The sequence below is a fragment of the Agrococcus sp. SGAir0287 genome, assembly GCF_005484985.1.
In the GTDB taxonomy this organism is placed as follows: Bacteria; Actinomycetota; Actinomycetes; order Actinomycetales; family Microbacteriaceae; genus Agrococcus.
In genome coordinates this window covers 1,501,125-1,524,379 of record NZ_CP027942.1, presented here as the reverse complement: position 1 = coordinate 1,524,379, position 23,255 = coordinate 1,501,125, and the positions used below count along the sequence as shown (strand labels likewise).

22 protein-coding genes are annotated in these 23,255 nt (G+C 72.5%); 11 read left to right on the top strand and 11 right to left on the bottom strand.

Annotated elements, in window-relative coordinates; all coding sequences use genetic code 11:
- Positions 1-53 precede the first annotated feature (53 nt).
- Genes pgl through tkt form a run of 6 tightly spaced genes read right to left on the bottom strand, consistent with a single transcriptional unit; the run spans position 54 to position 8,112 of the window.
- Entirely contained in the window at positions 54-773 is a 720-nt protein-coding gene (pgl, locus tag C1N71_RS07330) for a 6-phosphogluconolactonase (protein ID WP_137755793.1), read from the bottom strand.
- Entirely contained in the window at positions 770-1,747 is a 978-nt protein-coding gene (locus C1N71_RS07325; RefSeq protein ID WP_137755792.1) for a glucose-6-phosphate dehydrogenase assembly protein OpcA, read from the bottom strand. The genes pgl and C1N71_RS07325 overlap by 4 nt, the downstream gene beginning before the upstream one ends.
- The gene (gene zwf, locus C1N71_RS07320) at positions 1,744-3,279 is read right to left on the bottom strand and encodes a glucose-6-phosphate dehydrogenase (RefSeq protein ID WP_137755791.1); all 1,536 of its coding nucleotides are present in this window, start codon (positions 3,277-3,279) and stop codon (positions 1,744-1,746) included. The genes C1N71_RS07325 and zwf overlap by 4 nt, the downstream gene beginning before the upstream one ends.
- The gene (locus tag C1N71_RS07315; RefSeq protein ID WP_137755790.1) at positions 3,276-4,865 is read right to left on the bottom strand and encodes a glucose-6-phosphate isomerase; all 1,590 of its coding nucleotides are present in this window, start codon (positions 4,863-4,865) and stop codon (positions 3,276-3,278) included. The genes zwf and C1N71_RS07315 overlap by 4 nt, the downstream gene beginning before the upstream one ends.
- Entirely contained in the window at positions 4,862-5,983 is a 1,122-nt protein-coding gene (gene tal, locus C1N71_RS07310) for a transaldolase (protein WP_441297171.1), read from the bottom strand. Before tal ends, C1N71_RS07315 begins: the two co-directional genes overlap by 4 nt.
- Positions 5,980-8,112 carry a transketolase gene (gene tkt, locus C1N71_RS07305; RefSeq protein ID WP_137755788.1) on the bottom strand — a complete coding sequence of 711 codons (2,133 nt, stop codon included), beginning with the start codon at positions 8,110-8,112 and terminating at the stop codon, positions 5,980-5,982. The genes tal and tkt overlap by 4 nt, the downstream gene beginning before the upstream one ends.
- A 149-nt stretch (positions 8,113-8,261) precedes the next feature.
- Here tkt and C1N71_RS07300 point away from each other — a divergent pair, with 149 nt between their 5' ends.
- Positions 8,262-9,173, top strand: a complete 912-nt coding sequence (locus C1N71_RS07300) for a heme o synthase (RefSeq protein WP_137755787.1) — start codon at positions 8,262-8,264, stop codon at positions 9,171-9,173.
- Positions 9,174-9,189: 16 nt separating this feature from the next.
- Here the strand turns inward: C1N71_RS07300 and C1N71_RS07295 are convergent, their stop codons facing one another.
- Both C1N71_RS07295 and C1N71_RS07290 read right to left on the bottom strand, forming a co-directional pair.
- Positions 9,190-10,122 (bottom strand): Ppx/GppA phosphatase family protein, encoded by a 933-nt coding sequence (locus C1N71_RS07295; protein WP_137755786.1) that lies wholly within the window; start codon positions 10,120-10,122, stop codon positions 9,190-9,192.
- A 61-nt stretch (positions 10,123-10,183) separates the two neighbouring features.
- Positions 10,184-11,080: a COX15/CtaA family protein gene (locus C1N71_RS07290; protein ID WP_175414144.1), complete on the bottom strand. Its 897-nt coding sequence runs from the start codon at positions 11,078-11,080 to the stop codon at positions 10,184-10,186.
- 183 nt (positions 11,081-11,263) lie between these two features.
- Between C1N71_RS07290 and sufB the strand changes: the two genes are divergently transcribed.
- From sufB to C1N71_RS07265, 5 genes are read left to right on the top strand one after another with little or no spacing between them, the layout of a single operon-like run.
- On the top strand, positions 11,264-12,682 hold the full coding sequence (gene sufB / locus C1N71_RS07285; protein ID WP_137755784.1) for a Fe-S cluster assembly protein SufB: 1,419 nt from the start codon (positions 11,264-11,266) through the stop codon (positions 12,680-12,682).
- Positions 12,682-13,929 (top strand): Fe-S cluster assembly protein SufD, encoded by a 1,248-nt coding sequence (gene sufD, locus C1N71_RS07280; protein WP_137755783.1) that lies wholly within the window; start codon positions 12,682-12,684, stop codon positions 13,927-13,929. Before sufB ends, sufD begins: the two co-directional genes overlap by 1 nt.
- Positions 13,926-14,279 carry a non-heme iron oxygenase ferredoxin subunit gene (locus tag C1N71_RS07275; protein ID WP_137755782.1) on the top strand — a complete coding sequence of 118 codons (354 nt, stop codon included), beginning with the start codon at positions 13,926-13,928 and terminating at the stop codon, positions 14,277-14,279. The genes sufD and C1N71_RS07275 overlap by 4 nt, the downstream gene beginning before the upstream one ends.
- Position 14,280: 1 nt before the next feature.
- A complete protein-coding gene (gene sufC / locus C1N71_RS07270; protein WP_137755781.1) occupies positions 14,281-15,039 on the top strand; it encodes a Fe-S cluster assembly ATPase SufC in 759 nt (252 codons plus the stop codon).
- Positions 15,039-15,371 carry a metal-sulfur cluster assembly factor gene (locus C1N71_RS07265; RefSeq protein WP_137755780.1) on the top strand — a complete coding sequence of 111 codons (333 nt, stop codon included), beginning with the start codon at positions 15,039-15,041 and terminating at the stop codon, positions 15,369-15,371. The genes sufC and C1N71_RS07265 overlap by 1 nt, the downstream gene beginning before the upstream one ends.
- Positions 15,372-15,479: 108 nt before the next feature.
- On the opposite strand, the gene C1N71_RS07260 is transcribed toward C1N71_RS07265, so the two are convergent.
- From C1N71_RS07260 to C1N71_RS14950, 3 genes are all read right to left on the bottom strand, one after another.
- The gene (locus C1N71_RS07260) at positions 15,480-15,836 is read right to left on the bottom strand and encodes a tryptophan synthase subunit alpha (RefSeq protein ID WP_137755779.1); all 357 of its coding nucleotides are present in this window, start codon (positions 15,834-15,836) and stop codon (positions 15,480-15,482) included.
- A gap of 9 nt (positions 15,837-15,845) precedes the next feature.
- Entirely contained in the window at positions 15,846-16,913 is a 1,068-nt protein-coding gene (locus C1N71_RS07255; RefSeq protein ID WP_254678137.1) for a LacI family DNA-binding transcriptional regulator, read from the bottom strand.
- Positions 16,914-16,993: 80 nt separating this feature from the next.
- A complete protein-coding gene (locus C1N71_RS14950; protein ID WP_175414143.1) occupies positions 16,994-17,185 on the bottom strand; it encodes a hypothetical protein in 192 nt (63 codons plus the stop codon).
- Positions 17,186-17,330: 145 nt separating this feature from the next.
- Between C1N71_RS14950 and C1N71_RS07250 the strand changes: the two genes are divergently transcribed.
- The 5 genes from C1N71_RS07250 (at position 17,331) to C1N71_RS07230 (ending at position 23,243) form a co-directional block, all read left to right on the top strand.
- Complete coding sequence (locus tag C1N71_RS07250; RefSeq protein ID WP_175414142.1) at positions 17,331-18,473, top strand: ROK family transcriptional regulator; 1,143 nt, start codon at positions 17,331-17,333, stop codon at positions 18,471-18,473.
- A gap of 128 nt (positions 18,474-18,601) precedes the next feature.
- Positions 18,602-19,672 (top strand): substrate-binding domain-containing protein, encoded by a 1,071-nt coding sequence (locus tag C1N71_RS07245; protein WP_137755777.1) that lies wholly within the window; start codon positions 18,602-18,604, stop codon positions 19,670-19,672.
- Positions 19,673-19,676: 4 nt separating this feature from the next.
- Positions 19,677-21,212, top strand: coding sequence for a sugar ABC transporter ATP-binding protein (locus tag C1N71_RS07240; RefSeq protein ID WP_137755776.1), 1,536 nt, complete (start codon positions 19,677-19,679; stop codon positions 21,210-21,212).
- Positions 21,209-22,192, top strand: a complete 984-nt coding sequence (locus tag C1N71_RS07235; RefSeq protein WP_217496047.1) for an ABC transporter permease — start codon at positions 21,209-21,211, stop codon at positions 22,190-22,192. Before C1N71_RS07240 ends, C1N71_RS07235 begins: the two co-directional genes overlap by 4 nt.
- 94 nt (positions 22,193-22,286) lie before the next feature.
- A complete protein-coding gene (locus C1N71_RS07230) occupies positions 22,287-23,243 on the top strand; it encodes an ABC transporter permease (protein ID WP_137755775.1) in 957 nt (318 codons plus the stop codon).
- The last annotated feature ends 12 nt before the right edge of the window (positions 23,244-23,255 follow it).

Genomic DNA, 23,255 nt, shown 5'->3' with positions numbered 1-23,255 from the left:
GGCCCCGCATCCTCGTCGGATGCGGGGCCGTCCGTCGTCGTGCGCCGAGCCGATCAGTCGAGCATGCCGTCCGGCAGCAGCGAGGCCGCGGCCCGGTCGACGAGGTAGCGGGTCTCGCGCGTGCCGTGCACGCCCGCTGCGGGGACCTCGTGCCGGTCGGCGGTCGACATGGCGAGCGCGAGCGCCGAGGCCTTGTCGTCGCCGGCGACGACGAGCCAGACGCGTCGCGCGCGGTTGAGCGCGTCGAAGGTCAGGCTCAGCCGCTCGGGCGGCGGCTTGGGGGAGTCGCGCACCGCGATGACGCCGACGCCCTGGGCGTCGGTGCCGTCATGGCCGGGGAAGAGCGATGCGACGTGCGCGTCGGGACCCATGCCCAGCAGCACGAGGTCGAGCACGCGATCGCCGAGCTCCGCCGTCGCGGCCTGCGCGGCGGCGTCGAGGTCGAGCCCGGCGTCCGAGGCGGGCAGCTCGTGCACGTTCGCCGCCGGCACGTCGACGTGGTCGAGCAGCGCCTCGCGCGCCTGCAGCGCGTTGCGGTCGCCGTCGGCGGCGGGCACGAAGCGCTCGTCGCCCCACCAGCAGTGGATGCGCGACCAGTCGAGCGACCGCCCGCGCAGCGCACCGAGCAGCTCCGTGCCGACCGATCCGCCCGTGAGCGCGACGTGGCACTCGTCCTGCTCGCGCAGCACCGCATCCACCGTCCTCGCGAAGCGGTCGGCCGTCTCGGCGACGAGCGCCTCGCGATCGGCGTGGACGACGAGCTCCCGGCTCATCGGGTGCCTCCCTCGGGCGCGGGCACGCTCGTGCCGGCGGTGCCCGAGATGCGGATCGCCTCGAGCACGCGGTGGTACATCTCGTCGGGGTCGAGCCTGCGCAGCTCCTCCGCGAGCTGGTCGCGAAGCTGCCGGTGCGACAGCGCGACCTCGTGGTCGGGCTGGCCCGGGATCTGCAGCAGGCCGGTCGACGGGCGGATGCGGGTGAGGGTCGCATCGCCGGAGGCACGCGTGAGCGTCACCGACGACAGGCCGCTCGATCCGAGGGGTCCGTCGGCGCGCGACGACACGTCCACGTCCACGCCGAGCCGCAGGCGCAGCCACGCGGCCATGAGGTGGACGGACGGGCTGCGCAGCGCGCCCGTGACGCGCGCGTGCAGCACGGGCTCGTACGGGGGCTGGTCGAGCACGGCGGCGAGCTGGGCGCGCCAGTTCGTGATGCGCGTCCAGGCGAGGTCCGTGTCGCCGGGCTCGTAGCCCTCGGCGAGGGCGCGGAGCACGGAGCGCGGGTCCTCCTGGCGTGCGGAGTCGGTGATGCGCCGCTGCGCGATCGCACCGAGCTGCGCCGAGGCGGGGTGCTCGGGCATGCGGTGCGGCCACCATGCGACGACGGGCGCGTCCGGCAGCAGGAGGCCCTGCACGACGCCGATGAGGTGGGCGCCGACCTCGCCGTAGCACTGCAGCAGCACGACCTCGCTCGCGCCGGCGTCGCCACCGACGCGGATCTGCGCGTCGAGCCTCGGGTCCTCGCCGGCTGCGACCTCGTCGCTCGAGCGCGAGACGACGAGCACGCGCATGGGGTGCTCGCGGCTCGCCTCGTTCGCTGCGGCGATCGCGTCCTCCTCCTCGCCGAGGTGGGTGTGGATGACGAGCGTGAGCACGCGGCCGAGCGCGAGCACGCCGCCCTCCTCGCGGATCTCGATCAGACGGCGCTGGATGGCGCTCGTCGTCGTCCCCTCGAGCGTGACGATCACGGGCGCCTCCAATGCCGGTCGGTGCGCCGCAGCATCGCGTCGGCGCTCGCAGGGCCCCACGAGCCCGGTGCGTACTGCTCGAGCGGCCCGCCCGCGGCGGCCCAGTGCTCCTCGACGGGGTCGAGGATCGCCCACGACAGCTCGACCTCGCGCGCCTGCGGGAACAGGGGCGGGTCGCCGAGCAGCACGTCGAGGATGAGGCGCTCGTACGCCTCGGGCGACTCCTCGGTGAAGGCGTGGCCGTAGCCGAAGTCCATCGTCACGTCGCGCACGTGCATGCCGGGGCCCGGCACCTTCGAGCCGAACCGCATCGACGTGCCCTCGTCGGGCTGCACGCGGATGACGAGCGCGTTCTCGCCCATCGACTGCGTCGCCGTCTCGGGGAACAGGTACTGCGAGGCGCGCTTGAAGACGATCGCGATCTCGGTGACGCGTCGCCCGAGGCGCTTGCCGGCGCGCAGGTAGAAGGGCACGCCCGCCCACCGGCGGTTGTCGACCTCGAGCGTGATGGCGGCGTAGGTCTCGGTGGCCGAGTCCTCCGCCATGCCGTCCTCGTCGAGGAACCCCGTGACCTGCTCGCCGCCCTGCCAGCCGCCGGCGTACTGCCCGCGGGCCGTGGAGGCGTCGAGGTCGCCGGGGATCCGCGCGGCCGAGAGCACCTTCTCCTTCTCGGTGCGCAGGTCGACGGCGTCGAAGGAGACGGGCTCCTCCATCGCCGTGAGCGCGAAGAGCTGGAGGAGGTGGTTCTGGATGACGTCGCGCGCGGCGCCGATGCCGTCGTAGTACCCCGCGCGTCCGCCGACGCCGATGTCCTCGGCCATGGTGATCTGCACGTGGTCGATGTAGTTGGCGTTCCAGATCGGCTCCCACAGGTTGTTCGCGAACCTGAGGGCGAGGATGTTCTGGACCGTCTCCTTGCCGAGGTAGTGATCGATGCGGAACACGCTGTCGGGCGGGAACACCGAGTCGACGACCGACGCGAGGTCGCGCGCCGACTCGAGGTCGTGGCCGAACGGCTTCTCGATGACGACGCGCCGCCACGACGACTCGCTCGTCGCGACGCCCGAGCGCTTCAGCTGCTGCGTCACGACGGGGAACTGCCCGGGCGGGATCGACAGGTAGAAGGCGTAGTTGCCCATGGTGCCGCGCGCCTCGTCGAGCTCGCGGAGCGTCTCAGCGAGCCGGTCGAAGGCCGCGTCGTCGTCGAAGTCGCCGCGCACGAAGCGCAGGCCCTCGGCGAGCTGGGCGAAGACGTCCTCGCGGAAGGGCGTGCGGGCGTGCTTCCGCACCGCCTCCTCGACGACGCCCCGGAAGGCGTCGTCGTCCCAGTCCCGTCGGCCGTAGCCGACGAGCGAGAAGCCCGGCGGCAGCAGGCCGCGGTTGGCGAGGTCGTAGATCGCCGGCAGCAGCTTCTTCTGCGCGAGGTCGCCCGTCACGCCGAAGAGCACGAGCGCGTTCGGCTCCGGGATGCGCGTGAGACGGAGATCCGTCGCGTCGCGCAGCGGATTCGTCCAGCCCGCCGGGGCGCTCATGCGGCGGCTGCGGCGGCCAGGCGGCGGTACCCGTCGTCGAGGTCGGCGAGGGTCAGCGTCAGCACCGGACGGTCGTGCCCGGCGAGCACGGCGGCGTCGCCGCCGGCCTGCGCCTGCAGCAGCTGACCGAACGAGAAGGGTCGGCCGGGGATGTCGAGGTCCTCGCTCGGGTGGCCGAGGATCTGCAGGAACACGCCCACGCGCTTGCCGCCCTTGTGGTACTGGCCGGTCGAGTGGAGGAACCGCGGACCCCAGCCGAACGTGACGGGCCGCTGCGTGCGGGCCGCGAGGATGTCGCGGAGCGTGGCGAAGCGGGCCTCGCCGAGCCGGTCCAGGTACGCGTGCACCGCGAGGTAGCCGTCGGCGGGGATCGACGCGAGCAGGGCGTCGAGCGACGACTCGAGCGTGTCGCCCGAGACGCTGCCGCGCAGCTCGATCGAGCCGTCGACGACGTCCGCGTCCGCCGGGGGAGCGAGGTCCTCGAGCAGGCCGCGCGCGGCGGACTTCGCCGACTCGACGTCGGGCTGGTCGAACGGGTCGATGCCCAGCAGACGACCGGCGACGGCCGTCGCGAACTCCCACACGAGCAGCTGCGCGCCGAGCGTGCCGGCGACCTCGACCTCGCCCGGGGCGACGTCACGGGTCTCGGCGCGGGAGCCGACCACGCGGATCACCTGGAGGTCGGCGAGGTCCTCGCCGAGCTCGGGCGCGTCGACGTCGAGGACGACGGGCAGCACGCCCGTGCCCTGCTTGCCCGTCGACTCCGCGATGAGCTGCTCGGCCCAGTCTGCGAAGCCGACGATGTGCGTGCCGTCGGCGACGATGCCGATGTAGTCCTTCAGCGGCCGCGTGCCGGCGAGGACGGCGCCGAGCTGCAGGCCCGGGTTGTCCTCGGCATCCTCCGAGACGAGCGGCAGCGCCGACTCCGCCTCGTCGAGCAGCTCGGCGACGTCGACGCCTGCGAGCGCCGAGGGCACGATGCCGAAGGCCGTGAGCGCCGAGTAGCGACCGCCGACGTTCGGGTCGGCGTTGAACACGCGGTAGCCGGCCTCGCGCGCCGAGGCGTCGAGCGGGCTGCCCGGGTCGGTGACGACGATGATGCGCTCGGTGGGGTCGATGCCCGCGTCGCGGAACCACGCCTCGAAGACGCGGCGCTGCGAGTCGGTCTCGAGGGTCGAGCCGGACTTCGACGAGACGACGATCGCGGTGCGCTCGAGCTCGTCGCGCAGCGCCGTGAGCACCTGGCCGGGCTCGGTCGAGTCGAGCACCGTCAGGTGCACGCCGAACGTGCGCGTGATGACCTCGGGGGCGAGCGACGAGCCGCCCATGCCCGCGAGCGCGAAGCGGTCGACGCCCTTGGCGGCGAGGTCGGCCTTCAGCTCGAGCACGTCGTCGACGAGGCCGCGCGTGTTGGAGGCCGCGTCGATCCAGCCCAGGCGGATCGAGGCCTCGGCCTCGGCTGCCTCGCCCCAGAGGGTCGCGTCCTTGGCGGCGATGCGTCCGGCGACGCCGTCGGCGACGAGCTGCGGGACGACGCGGTCGATGGCCTCCTGGGCGGCGCCGGATGCGTGGAGCACGAAGCTCATGCCGCACCCCCCGCCTGCGCGAGCTGGCCGCGGACGGTCTCGACGAGCTCGTCCCACGAGGCGACGAACTTGTCGACGCCCTCGCGCTCGAGCAGATCGGTGACCTCGACGTAGGAGACGCCCTGCGCCTCGACGGCGTCGAGCACGCCCTGCGCGGCCTCGATGTTCGGCGTGACCTCGTCGCCCGTGACGACGCCGTGGTCGGCGAGCGCCTCGAGCGTCTTCTCGGGCATCGTGTTCACGGTCTCCGGAGCGGCGAGCTCCGTGACGTAGAGGGTGTCGGGCAGCGACGGGTCCTTGACGCCCGTGGATGCCCACAGCGGACGCTGCGTGCTCGCGCCGGCGGCGAGCAGGGTCTGCGCGCGCTCGGACGAGAACGCCTCCTGCCACACGCCGTAGGCGAGCCGTGCGTTGGCGACGCCCGCCTTCGACTTCAGCGCCGTCGCCTCCTCGGTGCCGATCGCATCGAGCCGCTTGTCGATCTCGGTGTCGACGCGCGAGACGAAGAACGAGGCGACCGAGTGGATCGTCGAGAGGTCGTGGCCGGCCTGCTGCGCGCGCTCGAGGCCCGTGAGGTAGGCGTTGATGACGTCGCGGTACCGGTCGAGCGAGAAGATGAGCGTCACGTTGACGCTGATGCCCGCACCGATGGTCGCGGCGATCGCCTCGAGCCCCTCCTTCGTGGCGGGGATCTTGATGAGCACGTTCTCGCGCCCGACGCGCTCGTGGAGCGCCTTCGCCTCCTCGACGGTGCCGTCGGTGTCGAACGCGAGACCGGGGGAGACCTCGATCGAGACGCGACCGTCGATGCCGCTCGTCGCGGCGTAGATCGGCTGGAAGACGTCGCACGCGGCGGCGACGTCCTCCGTCGTGAGCGTGCGGATGACCTCGTGGACGTCCGCGCCGTCGGCGGCGAGCTCGCGCAGGCGCCCCTCGTAGCGCTCGCCGTTCGCGAGCGCGGCGGCGAAGATCGACGGGTTCGTCGTGACTCCGACGACGTCGCGCGTCTCGATGAGCTCCTGCAGGTTGCCGGTCTCGATGCGGTCGCGCGACAGGTCGTCGAGCCAGATGCTGACCCCGACGTCGCTGAGGGCCTTCGTGGAATCGGTCATGCTCATGCCTCCTTGGCGGCTGCGAGCGACTCGCGGGCTGCGGCCACGACGGCCTCGTGCGTGAGTCCGAACTCGCGGAACAGGGTCTGGTAGTCGGCGCTCGCGCCGAAGTGGTCGATGCCGACCGATCGGCCGGCGTCGCCGACGATGCGCGCCCACGACAGCACGGAGCCGGCCTCGACCGACACGCGCGCCTTCACGGCGGCCGGCAGCACCGACTCGCGGTACGCGTCCGACTGCTCGGTGAACCACTCGAGGCTCGGCGCGGCGACCACGCGGGCGCCGATGCCCTCCGCCTCGAGCACCTCGCGTGCCGCGACGGCGATCTGCACCTCGGAGCCCGTGCCGATGAGGATGACGTCGGGCACGTCGGTCGAGGCGTCGACGAGCGTGTAGGCGCCCTTGGCGACGTTCGAGGCGGCGGCGAAGGTCTCGGCGGTCGCCTCGCCCTCCCCGCGCTCGAAGGTCGGGATCGGCTGCCTCGTCAGCGCGATGCCGACGGGCTTGTCCCGACGCTCGAGGATCGTCTTCCACGCCCACGCCGTCTCGTTCGCGTCCGAGGGCCGCACGACGTCGAAGCCAGGGATGGCGCGCAGCGTCGCGAGCTGCTCGATGGGCTGGTGCGTCGGGCCGTCCTCGCCGAGCGCGACGGAGTCGTGCGTCCAGACGTGGATGGGGTGCACGCCCATGAGCGCGGCGAGGCGCAGCGCGGGGCGCTGGTAGTCGCTGAAGATGAGGAACGTGCCGCCGAAGGGGCGCGTGGGGCCGTGCAGCACGATGCCGTTGAGGATCGCGGCCATCGCGTGCTCGCGGATGCCGAAGTGCATCGTGCGACCCGCGAACGAGGCCGTCGGGAACTCCTTGGTGCCCGTGCCCGGCGGCAGGAACGAGCCGCCGTCCTCGATCGTCGTGTTGTTCGACTCGGCGAGGTCGGCCGAGCCGCCCCACAGCTCGGGCACGACGGCCGCGAGCGCGTTGATGACCTTGCCGCTCGCCGCGCGCGTCGCGAGGTCCTTCCCGGACTCGAAGACGGGCAGCGCCTCGTCGACGCCGTCGGGGAGCGCACCGGACTCGAGACGGTCGAGCAGCGCCTTGCCCTCGGGGTTCGCCGACGCCCATGCGTCGAAGCGCTCCTGCCAGGCAGCGCGTGCTGCACGGGCGCGCTCGGCGGCGTTGCCGCGCGTGTGCTCGAGCACGCCCTCGGGCAGCGCGAAGTGCTCCTCGGGGTCGAAGCCGAGCAGCTCTTTCGTCGCCGCGAGCTCCTCGGCGCCGAGCTTGGAGCCGTGGATCTTGCCCGTGTTGCGCTTCGTCGGCGCCGGCCAGCCGATGATCGTGCGCAGCACGATGATGGACGGCTTCGTCGTCTCGGCCTTGGCCGCCTCGATGGCGGCGAAGAGGGCGGGGACGTCCTCGTGGTAGTCGTCGGCCGCGGGGTCGCCCGTGCGCCAGTCGACCTCGATGACCTGCCAGCCGTACGCCTCGTAGCGTGCCTTCACGTCCTCGGTGAACGCGATGTCGGTGTCGTCCTCGATCGAGATCTGGTTCGAGTCGTAGATCGCGATGAGGCGGCCGAGCTCCTGGCGGCCGGCGAGCGATCCGGCCTCGCTCGTCACGCCCTCCTGCAGGTCGCCGTCGCCCGCGATGACGTAGGTGTAGTGGTCGAACGGGCTCTCGCCGTCGGGGGTGTCGGGGTCGAGCAGCGCGCGCTCGAAGCGCTGCGCGTAGGCGAAGCCGACGGCGGAGGCGAGGCCCTGGCCGAGCGGGCCCGTCGTGATCTCGACGCCGTCGGTGTGACCGTACTCGGGGTGGCCGGGCGTCTTCGAGCCCCAGGTGCGCAGCGCCTGGAGGTCGTCGAGCTCGAGGCCGTCGCCGGCGAGGAACAGCTGCACGTATTGGGTGACCGACGAGTGTCCGACCGAGAGGATGAAGCGGTCGCGGCCGAGCCATCGGTGGTCCGCCGGATCGCGCTGCATGACCTTCTGGAACAGCAGGTAGGCGGCCGGCGCGAGGCTCATCGCCGTGCCGGGGTGGCCGTTGCCGACCTTCTCCACCGCGTCCGCGGCGAGGAGGCGGGCCGTGTCCACGGCCTTCGCGTCGGTCTCAGTCCATTCGAGCGTCAATGCAGGCCCTTCCATGCGGGAGCGGCCCCACGCACGTGGCAGGACCGATGCTTCAGGTGGTGCGACGTGTTCGAGCATAGTGACCGCACCATGCGCTCGAAGGGCCCTTGCGGGCCGATAGACTCGGATCGTCACACCGCCCATCTGCGACGCATCCGAGGGTCATGACCGCCACCGCCCACCGCTCCGATCGAGCGCGTCTCGCCGACCGTGCGAAGGCGTACGTGGCGCTGACGAAGCCGCGGGTGATCGAGCTGCTGCTCGTGACGGCGCTCCCGACGATGTTCCTCGCGGCGCGCGGCCTGCCGGATCCCGTCGCGCTCGTCGCCACCCTCGTCGGCGGCTTCCTGTCGGCGGGCGCCGCGAACGCGTTCAACATGATCATCGACCGCGACATCGACGCGGTCATGCAGCGCACGCAGGGACGCCCGCTCGTGACGGGTGCGCTCACGCCGCGGCAGGCGACCGTCTTCGCGTGGACGCTCACGGTCGTCTCCACCGCCGTCCTGGCGGTCTTCGCGCACTGGCTCGCCGCCGTGCTCTCGCTCGCGGCCATCGCGTTCTACGTGCTGATCTACACGATGCTGCTCAAGCGCCGCACCGAGCAGAACATCGTCTGGGGCGGCATCGCGGGCTGCTTCCCCGTGCTCATCGGCTGGGCGGGCGTCACGGGCACGCTCGACTGGCCCGCATGGATCCTCTTCACGCTCATCTTCCTGTGGACGCCCGCGCACTACTGGCCGCTGTCGATGAAGTACCGCAGCGACTACGCCGCCGCCGACGTCCCCATGCTCGCCGTCGTGCGCGGCCGCACGACCGTCGGCATCCAGGTCGTGCTCTACGCATGGGCGTCGCTCGCGTGCACGCTGCTGCTCATCCCCGTCGCGGGCATGGGCGTCGTGTACTCGATCGTCGCCCTGGGCGCCGGCATCTGGTTCGTCGCGGAGGCGCACGGCCTGCACGCGCGCGCGGTGCGCGGCGCCGAGGCGCGTGCGATGCGCGTCTTCCACGCGTCGAACACGTACCTCACGCTCGTGTTCCTCGCAGTGGGCATCGACCCGCTGCTGCCCTTCTAGCCGCGAGGCGCGCGCGTCACGCGCGCATGCGGTCGAGGTGCCGCAGGAGCCTGCCCTCGCGCAGCGCCCACGGCGAGACGTCGAGCTCGCGCACGCCGAACGCGCGCATCGCCTCAGACAGGACGATGCCGCCCGCGACGATCTGGAACGTGCGATCGGGCGTGATGCCGGGCAGCGCGTGCCGCGAGGACGCATCCATGCGGGCGATGCGCGGCACCCAGTCGTCGAGGTCCTTGCGCCGCAGCACGACGCGGTCGTCGCCGCCGAGACCGGGCACGACGCCGCCAGCAAGGCGCGCGAGGGATCGGATGGTCTTCGACGAACCCACGACGTGGTCGGGGCGACCGGCGGCGCGCACGGCGCCGACGACGTCGTCGAGCACGGCCTTCGCGTACGTGCGCAGCGCGCGCTGCTGCGCCGCCGTGGGCGGGTCGTCGGCGAGGAAGGCCACGGTCGACCGACCGGCGCCGAGCGGGACGGACAGCGCGACCTGCGGCTCCTCGTCCGCGCCCGCGGCGATCTCGAGCGAGCCGCCGCCGATGTCGAGCAGCAGGATGCGCCCCGCCGCCCAGCCGTACCAGCGGCGCACGGCGAGGAACGTCAGCCGCGCCTCGTCCTCGCCCGACAGGATGTCGAGCTCGACGCCCGTGGACGCCTCGATGCGAGCGATCACCGTCTCGCCGTTCGCCGCCTCCCGCACCGCCGACGTCGCCACCACGAGCAGCCGCTCGAGGCCGGCGCTCTCCGCCACCTGCACGCACTCTCGGATGGCGGCGACGAGCGCACGCTGACCCTCGTCGCTGATCTCGCCGTCGACGAGGTAGCGCATGAGGCGCATCGTCACCTTGTGCGACTCGAGCGGGATGGGCCGGCCCCCGGGCGTCGCGTCCACGACGAGCAGGTGCACGGTGTTGGAGCCGACGTCGAGGACGCCCAGTCGCGTGGCCATGGGCCGATCCTGCCGGACGCGCCACGCCGTGGCGCGCAGGCGCGGGGCGCGCCGGCGCGGATCAGGCGGCGACGGGCTCGCGGACGTCGTCGACCTCGACGCCCTGCGCCGCAGGCACGCGCAGCGACAGCGCCGCGAGCACCGTCGTGGCGACGATCATGACCGACAGGACCATGTGCGCCCCGACGAGCGCGATCGGCAGGCCGAGGTTCGACTGCACGATGCCGATCGTCGCCTGCGTCACGAGCAGGGCGAGGAGCGTCCCTGCCCAGATGCCGAAGGGCCGCAGTCGCCAGCCGACGAGGAGGAGGCCGACGGCGAGCGCGAGGAGCGCGTAGGCGGGCAGGGCGTGGACGTGCTGCATGACCTCGGGGTCGAGTCCGTTGCGCGCCGTGCCGCCGTCGCCGGCGTGCGGGCCCGAACCCGTCGTGAGGATGCCGACGACGACGACGACCGGCACCATGACGGCGGTGCCGAGCATGAGGGCGCGCTGGGCGAGCGTGCCGCCGAAGCGCGCGCGGCGGCCGCGGAAGACGCGCCACGCCATCCACGCCGCGACCCCGACGAGCACCGCGGACAAGGCGAAGTGGATGCCGACGGTGTCGGGCCGCAGATGCAGGAAGACGACGACGGCGCCGATGAGCGCCTGCGCGATCGTGCCCAGCACGACGACGATCGCGAGCGGCAGCACGCCCGGGTGGCGGCGGCGGTGCACGATCGCGAGCACGAGCATGACGAGCGCGATGAGCAGCACGGCGCCGCCCATGACGCGGTTCGCGAACTCGATGATGCCGTGGATGCCCTGCTCGGGCACGGGCGTGAACGAGCCGGGCTCGCAGGACGGCCACGTCGTGCAGCCGAGGCCGGAGCCGGTGAGGCGCACGGCACCACCGGTGCCGACGATGAGGATCTGCGACGCGAGGGTGGCGACGCTGGCGATGCGGATGCCGCGGGTCACGGTGCTCTCTCTCAGCGCAATGGGATCCCGTGCGCGTGGGCGGGTCACGATAGGCTGGTGGGACGGATGACGCCCGTTCGGGCTGCGCCCATCAGCCCTCCCAGTCTGCCACCGCTCGTCGGTGCGCGCGGAATGGCGGGATCGGCCCATCCGTTTGCAGACTTCGAGAGGTGAGGGGGAGCGATGGCCGACGTGCTGATCGACCGACCGGAGCTGGAGGGACTCGGCCAGTACGAGTTCGGCTGGCACGACTCCGACGAGGCGGGAGCGATCGCCAAGCGCGGCCTCAGCCCGCAGGTGGTGGAGGAGATCTCCGACCTCAAGTCCGAGCCCGCGTGGATGCGCGAGCGCCGCCTCAAGGCGCTGCAGCTCTTCGAGCGCAAGCCCATGCCGACGTGGGGCGCCGACCTGTCCGGCATCGACTTCGACCACATCAAGTACTTCGTGCGCTCGAGCGAGAAGCAGGCGCAGACGTGGGAGGACCTTCCCGAGGACATCCGCAACACGTACGACCGGCTCGGCATCCCCGAGGCCGAGCGCGCCCGCCTCGTCGCGGGCGTCGCCGCGCAGTACGAGTCCGAGGTCGTGTACCACTCGATCCAGCAGGAGCTCGAGGACCAGGGCGTCATCTTCATGGACACCGACACGGCGCTCAAGGAGCACCCGGAGTTCTTCGAGGAGTACTTCGGCTCGGTCATCCCCTCCGGCGACAACAAGTTCGCGGCGCTCAACACGGCGGTGTGGTCGGGCGGCTCGTTCGTCTACGTGCCGAAGGGCGTCCACGTCGAGATCCCGCTGCAGGCCTACTTCCGCATCAACACGGAGAACATGGGCCAGTTCGAGCGGACGCTCATCATCGCCGACGAGGGCTCGTACGTGCACTACATCGAGGGCTGCACGGCGCCGATCTACTCGTCCGACTCGCTGCACTCCGCCGTCGTCGAGATCATCGTCAAGAAGGACGCCCGCGTCCGCTACACGACGATCCAGAACTGGTCGAGCAACGTCTACAACCTCGTCACGAAGCGCGCCATCGCGCACGAGGGCGCGACGATGGAGTGGATCGACGGCAACATCGGCTCCAAGGTGACGATGAAGTACCCGTCGATCTACCTCGCGGGCGAGCGGGCCAAGGGCGAGACGCTCTCGGTGGCCTTCGCGGGCCCGGGACAGCACCAGGACGCCGGCGCGAAGATGATCCACATGGCGCCGCACACGACGTCGTCGATCGTCTCGAAGTCGATCGCCCGCGGCGGAGGCCGCGCCGGCTATCGCGGCGAGGTGCGGGTGGATGCGAACGCGCACCATTCGGCCAACACCGTGCGCTGCGACGCGCTGCTCGTCGACACGATCTCGCGCTCCGACACGTATCCGGCGATCGACATCCGCGTCGACGACGTCGTGCTCGGCCACGAGGCGACCGTGTCGAAGGTCTCCGAGGAGCAGCTGTTCTACCTCATGAGCCGCGGCATGCCCGAGGACGAGGCCATGGCCATGATCGTGCGCGGCTTCATCGAGCCCATCGCCCGCGAGCTGCCCATGGAGTACGCGCTCGAGCTCAACAAGCTCATCGAGATGAGCATGGAAGGATCCGTCGGCTGATGACCACGGCTGAGACCAGCACCGTAGACACCACCGAGCGCGCCGCAGGCGCCGCGTCGACCGAGCCCGCGCGCCGCGAGCGCAGCGCCGTGCCGGTGCAGACGCGTTCCGAGCGGCCGACGTCGTTCGAGCCCGCCGACTTCGGCACCCCGACGGGTCGCGAGGTGAACTGGAAGCTGTCCGACGTGGCGCGCCTCGCGCCGCTCTTCGTCGACGAGGACACCGAGTCGGGCGACGACGCCGGCGTCACCTATGACGTGTCGGCGCTCGAGGCGTACCTCGTCGAGTCGACGGGCCACGACGCTGCCGTGCGCGGCGAGATCTTCCAGCCGGAGGACGTCGTCGCGGCGATCGCGTGGAAGCGCTGCGCGAACGCGCTGCACGTGCGCATCCCGGAGGGCGAGTCGCTCGCCGAGCCGCTCGTCGCGCGCATCCACGGCACCGGCGAGGGACGGCACGCGAACGCGCACGTCGTGATCGAGGCGCTGCCGGGCAGCGAGGCGATCGTCGTGCTCGAGCACGACGGGTCGGCGGCATACGCGCAGAACGTCGAGATCCTCGTGCGCGACGGCGCCCGCCTCACGGTCGTGTCGGTGCAGTCGTGGGACGACTCCGCGGTCCACGCGGCGTCGCACCAGGCGGTCGTCGGCGCCGGCGCGTACCTCAAGCACGTCGTGATCTCGTTCGGCGGCGGCGCCGTGCGCGTGAACCCGTCGATGCGCCTCGCGGGCGAGGGCGCCGAGGGCGACATGCTCGGCCTCGCCTTCGCCGACGCCGGTCAGCACCTCGAGTCGCAGGTCTACCTGCACCACGAGGGCGTCTCGACGAAGGGCGACGTGCTGTACAAGGGCGCGTTGCAGGGTCGGGGCGCGCGCACGGTGTGGATCGGCGACGTGCTCATCGGCCAGGGCGCCACGGGCACCGACTCGTACGAGAAGAACCAGAACCTCGTCCTCACCGACGGCACGCGCGCCGACTCGATCCCGAACCTCGAGATCGAGACGGGCGACATCGCCGGCGCGGGCCACGCGTCCGCCACGGGTCGCTTCGACGACGAGCAGCTGTTCTACCTGCAGGCGCGCGGCATCCCCGAGGAGCAGGCGCGCCGCCTCGTCGTCGTCGGCTTCCTCATGGAGATCGTGCAGCGCATCGGCGTGCCCGAGCTCGAGGAGCGCCTCGCCGCCGACATCGAGGCCGAAATCGCTCGCGGCGCCGGCCTCGCGCCCGCCTCGCGGGCGGGGGCATGAGCGCCACCCGCGTCTGCTCGGTCGCCGAGGTGAGCGTCTCCGAGCCGCGCAAGGTCGACGTCGGCGGCATCGCCGTGTCGATCGTGCGCGACTCCGCGGGCGAGATCCACGCGCTCGGCGACCGCTGCACCCACGGCGACATCTCGCTGTCCGAGGGCTTCGTCGAGGACGACACCCTCGAGTGCTGGGCGCACGGATCGCGCTTCTCGCTGCGCACCGGCCGCCCCCTCAACCTGCCGGCCTACGAGCCGGTGCCGGTCTATCCGGTGACGATCGACGGCGACGACGTGCTCGTCGACGTCACCACCCCCATCGACGTGTCCGGCCGCGAGGCCGACGGAAGGAGCTGACGTGAGCACCCTGGAGATCAAGGACCTGCAGGTCTCGATCGAGACCGAGCAGGGTTCGAAGCCCATCCTGAAGGGCGTCGACCTGACGATCAGCTCGGGCGAGATCCACGCGGTCATGGGCCCGAACGGCTCGGGCAAGTCGACGCTCGCGTACACGATCGCGGGCCACCCGCGCTATCGGGTCGACGGCGGATCGATCACGTTCGACGGGCAGGACGTGCTCGCGATGAGCGTCGACGAGCGCGCCCGCGCCGGCGTCTTCCTCGCCATGCAGTACCCGGTGGAGATCCCCGGCGTCACGGTGTCGAACTTCCTCCGCACCGCGAAGACGGCGATCGACGGCGAGGCGCCGCAGCTGCGCCCCTGGATCGCATCGGTGCGCGAGGCGATGGGCGAGCTGCGCATGGACTCGTCGTTCTCCGAGCGCAACGTCAACGAGGGCTTCTCCGGCGGCGAGAAGAAGCGCCACGAGATCCTGCAGCTCGAGCTGCTGCAGCCGAGGCTGGCCGTGCTCGACGAGACCGACTCGGGCCTCGACGTCGACGCGCTGCGCATCGTGAGCGAGGGCGTCAATCGCGTCAAGGGCAAGACCGACATGGGCGTGCTCCTCATCACGCACTACACGCGCATCCTCCGCTACATCCAGCCCGACTTCGTGCACGTCTTCGTCGACGGCAAGGTCGCGGAGCAGGGCGGCAAGGAGCTCGCGGAGCGTCTGGAGGACGAGGGCTACGATCGGTACCTGAAGGCAGGAGTCTGATGGCAGTCACCGAGCTCGCACCAGAGCTGTTCGACGAGGCGAGCGAGGCCCTGAAGGGCGTCGTCGACCCCGAGCTCGACGTCAACATCGTCGACCTCGGCCTCATCTACGACCTCGCGTGGGACGACGAGCAGGAGGCGCTCGTCATCTCCATGACGCTGACGAGCGCGGGCTGCCCGCTCACCGACGTCATCGAGACGGAGATCGCCGACAAGCTCGACGGCATCGTCGCCCGCTTCCGCATCAACTGGGTCTGGATGCCGCCGTGGGGTCCCGAGCGGATCACGGAGGACGGCCGGGAGATGATGAGGGCGCTCGGCTTCACGATCTAGCACCGAGCGCAGCGAGCGATCTGGGCTTCACCATCTGACAGCCACCCGCCATGCAGGGCGCAGCACCGTTCGGTGCTGCGCCCTGCATGCGTCTCGTCGCGCGAGCGGTCAGCGCCCGACGCGGCGGATGCGCGGCGCCCAGGCGCGCACCGACTCCGCCTCCGAGAGCATCGACCACACGGTCGTCGCGAGCGGCGGGTAGTCGGCGGCGATGCGGCGCAGCACGACGTCGCTGACGTCCTGGTCGGGTCGGACTGCGCCGGGCGGCAGGATGCGCTCGGAGCGCAGCAGCAGCACGACGAGCTCGTCGACGCTCGGCAGGTCGGCCATGAAGTCCCACGGGTCCTCGCCAGCGCGCAGGCGCTCCTCGACGAGCACGGAGCGCTCGTCGGCGGCCTCCGCGCGCAGCACCTCGAGGCTCGCGCGTCGCTGCGGCGACGGGTGCGGAGCGGGCTGCTGGGTCACTCGTCCACCCTACGCGCGGGGCTCCTCGACTCGCCTCGTGTCCGCGCTGCGCGAAGCCGCGGGCGGTGCCGTCGTCAAGCGCACGACGAGCCGCGTCGGCAGCGGGGCCGGTGCCTCGACGCGCTCGCCGGCGATCTGCGCGAGCAGCACGCGCGCGGCGGTCTCGCCCTTCGCCTGGGTGTCCTGCCGCACGGTCGTGAGGGGAGGCCGGATGCGCTCGGCGATGGGGTTGTCGTCGAAGCCGACGACGGAGAGCCGACCGGGCACGGGGATGCCCCGGAGCCGGGCGGCCTCGAGCACCTCGAGCGCCGCGAGGTCCGAGTAGGCGAGCACGGCCGTGGGCGGATCGTCGAGCAGCACGCCGATGCGGTCCTGCAGCGTCCGGTCGATCTGCGTGCCCGCGGTGCCGACGACGCGGGGGCGGATGCCCGCGGGCCCCAGCGCGGCGAACCAGCCGTCGAGGCGGCGATGGATGGGCGCCAGCGACGTCGGCTGCGGCGCGTCCCAGCGCGCACCGTCGGCGTCGACGCCCGTGGTGACGATCGCGACGTCGCGGTGCCCGAGGTCGACGAGGTGCTGCGCCGCCGCGCGTGCGCCGGTCGCGTCGTCGATGGCGACGTCGACGACCCCGGGGATCGGGCCGCCCTCGACGCGCACGGTGGGGATGCGTCGGTGCAGCAGCTGCTGCACGGACTCGTCGCTCGGGGAGCAGGCGTAGACGATCGCGCCGTCCATCGCGACGTCGCGCGCCGGCATCGTCTCGCCGCCGGCGGTCGAGTGCAGCAGCGCGAGCGAGTAGCCGGCGTCGGCGAGCGCGCCGGCGGCGGCGCGCACGAAGCCCACGGCGACGTCGTCGCGGAACGCGTCGCGCGGGGACTCGAGCAGCACGCCGACGACGCCGGTGCGGCCCCGTGCGAGGGCTCTCGCGGACGGATCGGGGCCGGCGTAGCCGAGCGATGCGGCGACGTCGAGGATGCGCTCGCGCAGCTCGGCGGAGAGCTGGTCGGGCCGGGAGAAGGCGTTCGAGACGGTCATGCGGCTGACGCCGACCTCGTCGGCGATCGTCTGCAGCGTCACGCGAGCCAGGGGAGCCTCCTCGGATGGGCGCCGCTCGGCGCCCGGCATCCATCCTGCCGCGTCCGCGCTCGCGAGGCTCGTCACCGCGCGGCGACGGCGGGGACCGCGTCGCAGGCCCGGACGGGCTCGATGCGCACGGCGAGCGCGCGCAACGCGGTGGCCAGGCGCATTCGCAGCGGCGCGAGCCGCGCACGACGGGGCGTGGGCGTCGGCTCGTGCCAGCCCTCCCGACGCGCCAGGAGCGTGATCGAGGTGAGCATGAGGGGGTCCATCGTCGTCTCCTTCCGGATGGTGCGGCACGGCCGGCGTCATCGGCGCCGATGTGCTGTACCGATGTGCTGTACCGATGTGCTGTACCGATACAGACTGTACCGGTCCAGACGCCCGCGGGCAATCCTCGATGCCAAGATGGCGCCCATGGGCTCCGAGGCGACGACGCACCGCAACCGCGCCGCGGTGCTGCAGGCCGTCCGCGACGCGCACGGCGCGTCGCGCGCCGAGCTCGCCGAGCGCACGGGGCTCAGCGTCGCGACGGTGTCGCGCGCCGTCTCGGCGCTCATCGACGCGGGGCTGCTGCTCGAGGAGAGCGCCGTCGGACCGAGCGGCGGCAGGCCGCTCGGTCGACTCCAGGTCGACGAGAGCGCGGCGACGGTGCTCGCCGTCGACGTCGCCGACCGGCACACGAGCGTCGCACTCGTCGACCTCGGCGGCGCCGTGCGACGGATCGAGCGCATCGAGCCTCCCTCCCTCGAGCCCGACGACCGGCTCGCGCACACCCTCGACGTCGTCGAGACCGCGTGGCGCGCCGCGGCGCCCGCACCCGTGGCGATCGGCGTGGCGATCCCGGGGCCCGTCCAGCCGGACGGCGCCATCGACTTCGCGCCCGCGCTGCGCTGGCGCGGCGTCCGCATCGCCGACCTGCTGCGCGCACGCATCGACGCGCCGATCGCCGTCGCGAACGACGCCAACCTCATCGCCGTCGCAGAGGCGCGCTGGGGGAGCCACCGCGACGCCTCGACGCTCGTCGCCCTCGCCGTCTTCGAGGGCATCGGCGCCGGTATCGTCGAGGCCGGCCGCATCGTGGAGGGCTCGCGAGGGTTCGCCGGGCAGATCGGACGCATGGTGCTCGACGTGGCGCCCTTCCAGCGACGCGACGACGACTTCGGCGACCTCGAGACGCAGCTCGGCGCGATCGGCCTCGCGCGGCGCGCAGCCGACGCCGGCATCGCCCTCGTCGGCGACGACCCGTTCGCGGCGCTCTTCGCCCGCATCCACGACGGCGACGCGGCGGGCGCGCTCGCGCACCGCGTGCTCGACGAGTTCGCCGTCGCGCTGTCGAACCTCTGCGCGATCCTCGACCCCGAGGTCGTCGTGCTCTCGGGCAGCTTCGCGCCCCTCGTGACGACGATCGTGCCGCAGCTCGAGGAACGTCTCGCCGGTCGGGTGCTGCACCTGCCGAGGCTCGTCGCGCCCTCGACGCCGCACGACGGCGCCCTGCTGGGCGCCGCAGCCGTCGCCATCGACGCCTTCGGACCACTCGCACGCCTGCTCGAGCACTGACCGCGCCGGGCCGACCGGTCACGATCGCATCACGCTGCTAGCCAGCCGAGCATTCCTCGTGCCACACTGACGGCATCGTTTCTCGCAGTCTGCGCGAAAGTGCGACTGCTGATGCAAGGAGGCATCGCATGCGTACGCGTCTCATGGGACTCGCGGCTCTGGCGGCGACGGCGCTCGTCGCCACCGGCTGCTCGACCGTCTCGAACGATCCCGCCACGTCGGAGGGCGGCGACGGCGCCGGCCCGTTCACGATCGGCATCTCCAACGGCTTCGTCGGCTCCGAGTACCGGACGCAGATGATCGCCGACATCGAGGACGCCGCGTCGAGCTACCAGGACGAGGGGCTGCTCGAGGACCTCGTGCTCGAGAACGCCGACACCGACGTCAACGGGCAGATCCAGCAGGTCCGCAACCTCATCAACGCCGGGGTCGACGCCATCATCGTCGACCCGAACTCGGGCTCCGCGCTCGACCAGGTGTTCCAGGAGGCGACGGACCAGGGCATCCTCGTCTTCGCGATCGACCAGGCCGTCACGGCCGAGTCCGTCATCAACGTCGGCATCGACCAGGCCGAGTGGGCCGAGACGAGCGCGCAGTGGCTCGCCGACCAGGTCGGCGAGGGCGGGCAGATCGTCGCGGTCAACGGCATCTCCGGACACCCCGCCAACGAGGCCCGCTGGGGCGCGGCGCAGGCCGTGTTCGACGACGCCGGCGTCGAGGTGCTCACGACCGCCGACGGCGGCTGGGACCAGGCCACCGGCCAGCAGCAGATGGGCAACCTGCTCGCCACCTACCCCGACATCGACGGCGTCTGGACGCAGGACGGCATGGCCCTCGGCGTGCTGCAGGCCGTCATCGCCGCCGACCGCGTCGACGAGGTCGTCGTGACGGGCGAGGCGCGCAACGGCTTCCTGCAGCTCTGGAGCGAGCAGTCGGACGACTTCGAGTCGATCGGCGTCACGAACCCTCCCGGCACGGGCGCGACGGCGCTGCACCTCGCGATGGCGATGCTGCAGGGCGCCGAGCTCGACGACTCGCAGCTCGTCGACGGCAACACCCTCGTCCTGGCGCTCGAGGAGCCCGTGACGAACGAGAACCTCGACGCCGTGTACGGCGAGACCGAGTCCGAGGGCGAGTCGTACGTGCTCGACTCGATCCTCTCGGCCGACGACGTGCGCCAGTACCTCGTGCAGGACTGAGCGCATGACCGAGACCTCGCCGCTCGTGCGGCTCGCCGGGGTGCGCAAGCGCTATGGCGGCGTGCAGGCGCTGCAGGGCGCGTCCCTGCAGGTCGCGAGCGGCGAGGTCCACGGCCTGCTCGGGCCCAACGGCTCGGGCAAGTCGACCCTCGGGAAGGTGCTGGCCGGATCCGTCCGGCCCGACGCGGCGGAGATCGCGATCGCGGGGGAGTCGGCGCGCATCGGCTCGCCGCGCGCGGCCGCGCGACTCGGCATCGCCGCCGTCTACCAGCAGCTGAGCCTCGTGCCCGACCTCACCGTGGGGCAGAACCTCGTCCTCGGCACGGAGCCGGGCCGTCTCGGCTTCCTCTCGGAGCGCCAGGCCGCGCGTCGCGTCGCACCAATGCTCGAGCGCCTCGCGCCCGCGCTCGGGGACGTCCGCGCCGACGACGTCGTGCGCGAGCTCGCCCCCGGTCAGCAGCAGATGGTCGAGATCGGCAAGGCGCTGCTGCGGGATCCGCGCATCCTCATCCTCGACGAGGCCACGGCGTCGCTGCATCGCGATCAGGTCGCGCTCGTCTTCGACGTCGTGCGCGAGCTGCGCGAGCGCGGCGCAGGCATCGTCTTCGTCTCGCATCGCCTCGACGAGATCACCGAGCTGTGCGACCGCGCGACGATCCTGCGCTCCGGCGAGACCGTCGCGACGACGAGCGTGCCGGACACGACGCCGGACGAGCTCGTGCGGCTGATGGTCGGCGACGTCCAGGCGGTCGAGCGCGAGCACGGCGACGCACCCGACGGTGCCGTTCGCCTGCGCGTGCGCGGGCTCGCCGGCGGCGCGCTGCGCGGGGTCGACCTCGACGCATGCGCCGGGGAGGTCGTCGGCCTCGGCGGCCTGCAGGGGCAGGGGCAGTCGGAGCTGCTGCTCGCGCTGTTCGGCGCGACGGCCGCGACGGGCGAGGTCGAGGTCGACGGCGAGCCCGTGCGACTCGCGTCGCCGCGCACTGCCGCGCGCCGCGGGCTCGCACTCGTGCCCGGCGACCGCGGCACGCAGGGCACGCTGCCAGCGCGGCCCATCCAGGAGAACCTCGCCATCGCGAGCATCGCTGGACGCGCGCGCCTCGGCATCCTGTCCGCGCGGCGCGAGCGGGCAGCGGCGCAGTCGATGGTGGATGCGCTCGCCATCCGCCTCGGCGAGCTGTCCGATCCGATCTCGAGCCTCTCCGGCGGGAACGCGCAGAAGGTCGTCTTCGGCAAGTGGCTGCTCACCGAGCCCACCGTCGTGCTGCTCGACGACCCCACGAAGGGCGTCGACGTCGGCGCGAAGGCCGAGATCTACCGCATCGTCCGCGCGCTCGCCGAGCGCGGCGCGACGGTGCTCATCAACTCGAGCGAGGATCGCGAGCTCGTCACGGTCTGCGATCGCGTGCTCGTGCTCTTCGAGGGCGCCGTGCGCGCGACGCTCGTCGGCGACGAGATCACCGAGGAGCGGCTCGTGCAGGCCGCCCTGCGCATCGGCGCGGGCGAGCAAGGCGAGGCGACGGGGGAGGACGCGGCATGACCGACGTCGCCGCGCGCCCGTCGCAGACGAGCGTGCTCCTCGATCGCATGCGCGGCGTCCGCGTCGCATCGTGGGCGACCGCGGGTCTGCTCGTCCTCGCCGTGGCGATCGCGATCGTGCTGCAGCCGAACCTGCTGACGCCCTACGGGATCGCCTCGACGTTCGCGACGTTCCTGCCGCTGACCCTCGTCGCCGTGGCGCAGGCGATCGTCGTCATCGGCGGCGGGCTCGACCTCTCCGCCGGCGCCATCGTCGCGCTCTCGAGCGTCGTCGCCGTGCAGGTCATGCAAGGCCAGGACGGCCTCGCGGGGCTGGGACTCGTCGCCGCGATCGGCGTGGGGCTCGCGTGCGGCGCGGTCAACGGCCTCGTCGTGTCGCGCCTGCGGCTGCAGCCGCTCATCGCGACCTTCGCCTCGGCATCGATCTTCTCCGGCCTCGCGCTGCTCGTGCTGCCGACGCCGGGCGGCACGGTGCCCGCACTCCTCACCGGCACCTTCCGGCAGGCGATCGCGACCGTGCCGACGTCGGTGCTGCTCGTCGTCGCCGTCGCCCTCGGCTGGCTCGTCCTGCGCCGCACGCGCGTCATGCGCCACATCCGCGCCACCGGCGGCGATCCCGCCGCCGCGTACGCGTCGCTCGTGCCCGTGCAGTCGAGCCAGCTCGCCTCCTATGCGCTGAGCGGCGCCATCAGCGGCCTCGCCGGGCTCGCGGTGCTCGGCAACGCCGGATCCGGCGATCCCTTCATCGGCGGCGACCTCGCGCTCGGCAGCGTCGCCGCGGTCGTCGTGGGCGGCATCGCCCTGCGCGGCGGCATCGGCTCGCCCATCGGCGCGATCGCCGGCGCGATCATCCTGTCCCTGTCCTCGACGATCCTCTTCGCGATCGGCCTGCCCACGTCGTGGCGCGCGCTGGCCGCGGGCGTCGTCGTGATCCTCGCCCTCGCGCTCAGCGCGCTCGGCGCTCCCAGGAGGCGACGATGACCCGCGCCGTGCGCATCCACGCGCACTTCCACCCAGATCCCGACGTGATCCTCGCCCTCGCGCTCGGCGCGCTCGGCGCGCCCGGGAGGCCACGATGACCCGCGCCGTACGCATCCTCCGAGACCCCGTCGTCGTCGCCGCACTCATCGCCGTGCTGCTCGTCGTCGTCGGCGGGCTCCTGCGCCCTGGCTTCGCGTCGCCGGGGCAGGTCGTCGACATGCTGCGCGTGGCCTCGTTCCTCGGCATCATCGCCATCGGCCAGACGATCGTCGTGCTCTCCGGCGGCGAGGGCATCGACCTGTCCGTCGGCACGGTCGCGACCCTGGGGGCGATCCTCGCGAGCCGCACGATGGCGGGCTCCGACGCCCTCCTCGTGCCCGGCGTGCTGCTGGCGCTCGGCGTCGCCGCGCTCATCGGCCTCGCGAACGGGCTCGGCATCGTCCTGCTGCGCATCCCGCCCTTCGTCATGACCCTCGGCATGCTCGGCGTCGTCGGCGGCCTCATCCTCGTCGTCACGGGCGGACGGGCCGACGGTCGCGCCGCGCCCGCGCTCGTGTCGCTCGTCAACGGCCGCGACGTGCTGGGGCTGCCCGGCATCCTGCTCGTCTGGCTCGTGCTCGGCATCGTCGTGACGCTCGTGCTGCGTCGCACCGTCTTCGGCGCCCAGCTCTACGCGATCGGCACGAGCAGGGAGGCGGCCCGCCTGTCCGGCGTCCCGGTCCGGCGTGTGACGGTGTCCGCCTACGTGCTGTCGTCGCTCTTCGCCGCGCTCGGCGGCATCGCGATGGTCGGCTACTCGCAGCAGGTGTTCCTCAACCTCGCCGACGACCTCACGCTGCCCTCGATCGCCGCGGTCGTCATCGGCGGCACGCTCGTCGCGGGCGGCGTCGGCGGCTACCTCGGCAGCGCCGTCGGCGCGATCGTGCTCACCGTGCTCACGAGCCTGCTCACGACCCTCGCGATGCCCGAGTGGGCGCGCATCGTCGTGCAGGGCGTCGTGCTCATCGCCCTGCTCGCCGTCTACGGCAGGCAGCGCAGGCTCCGGGCCTGAGGGTCCGGCTCG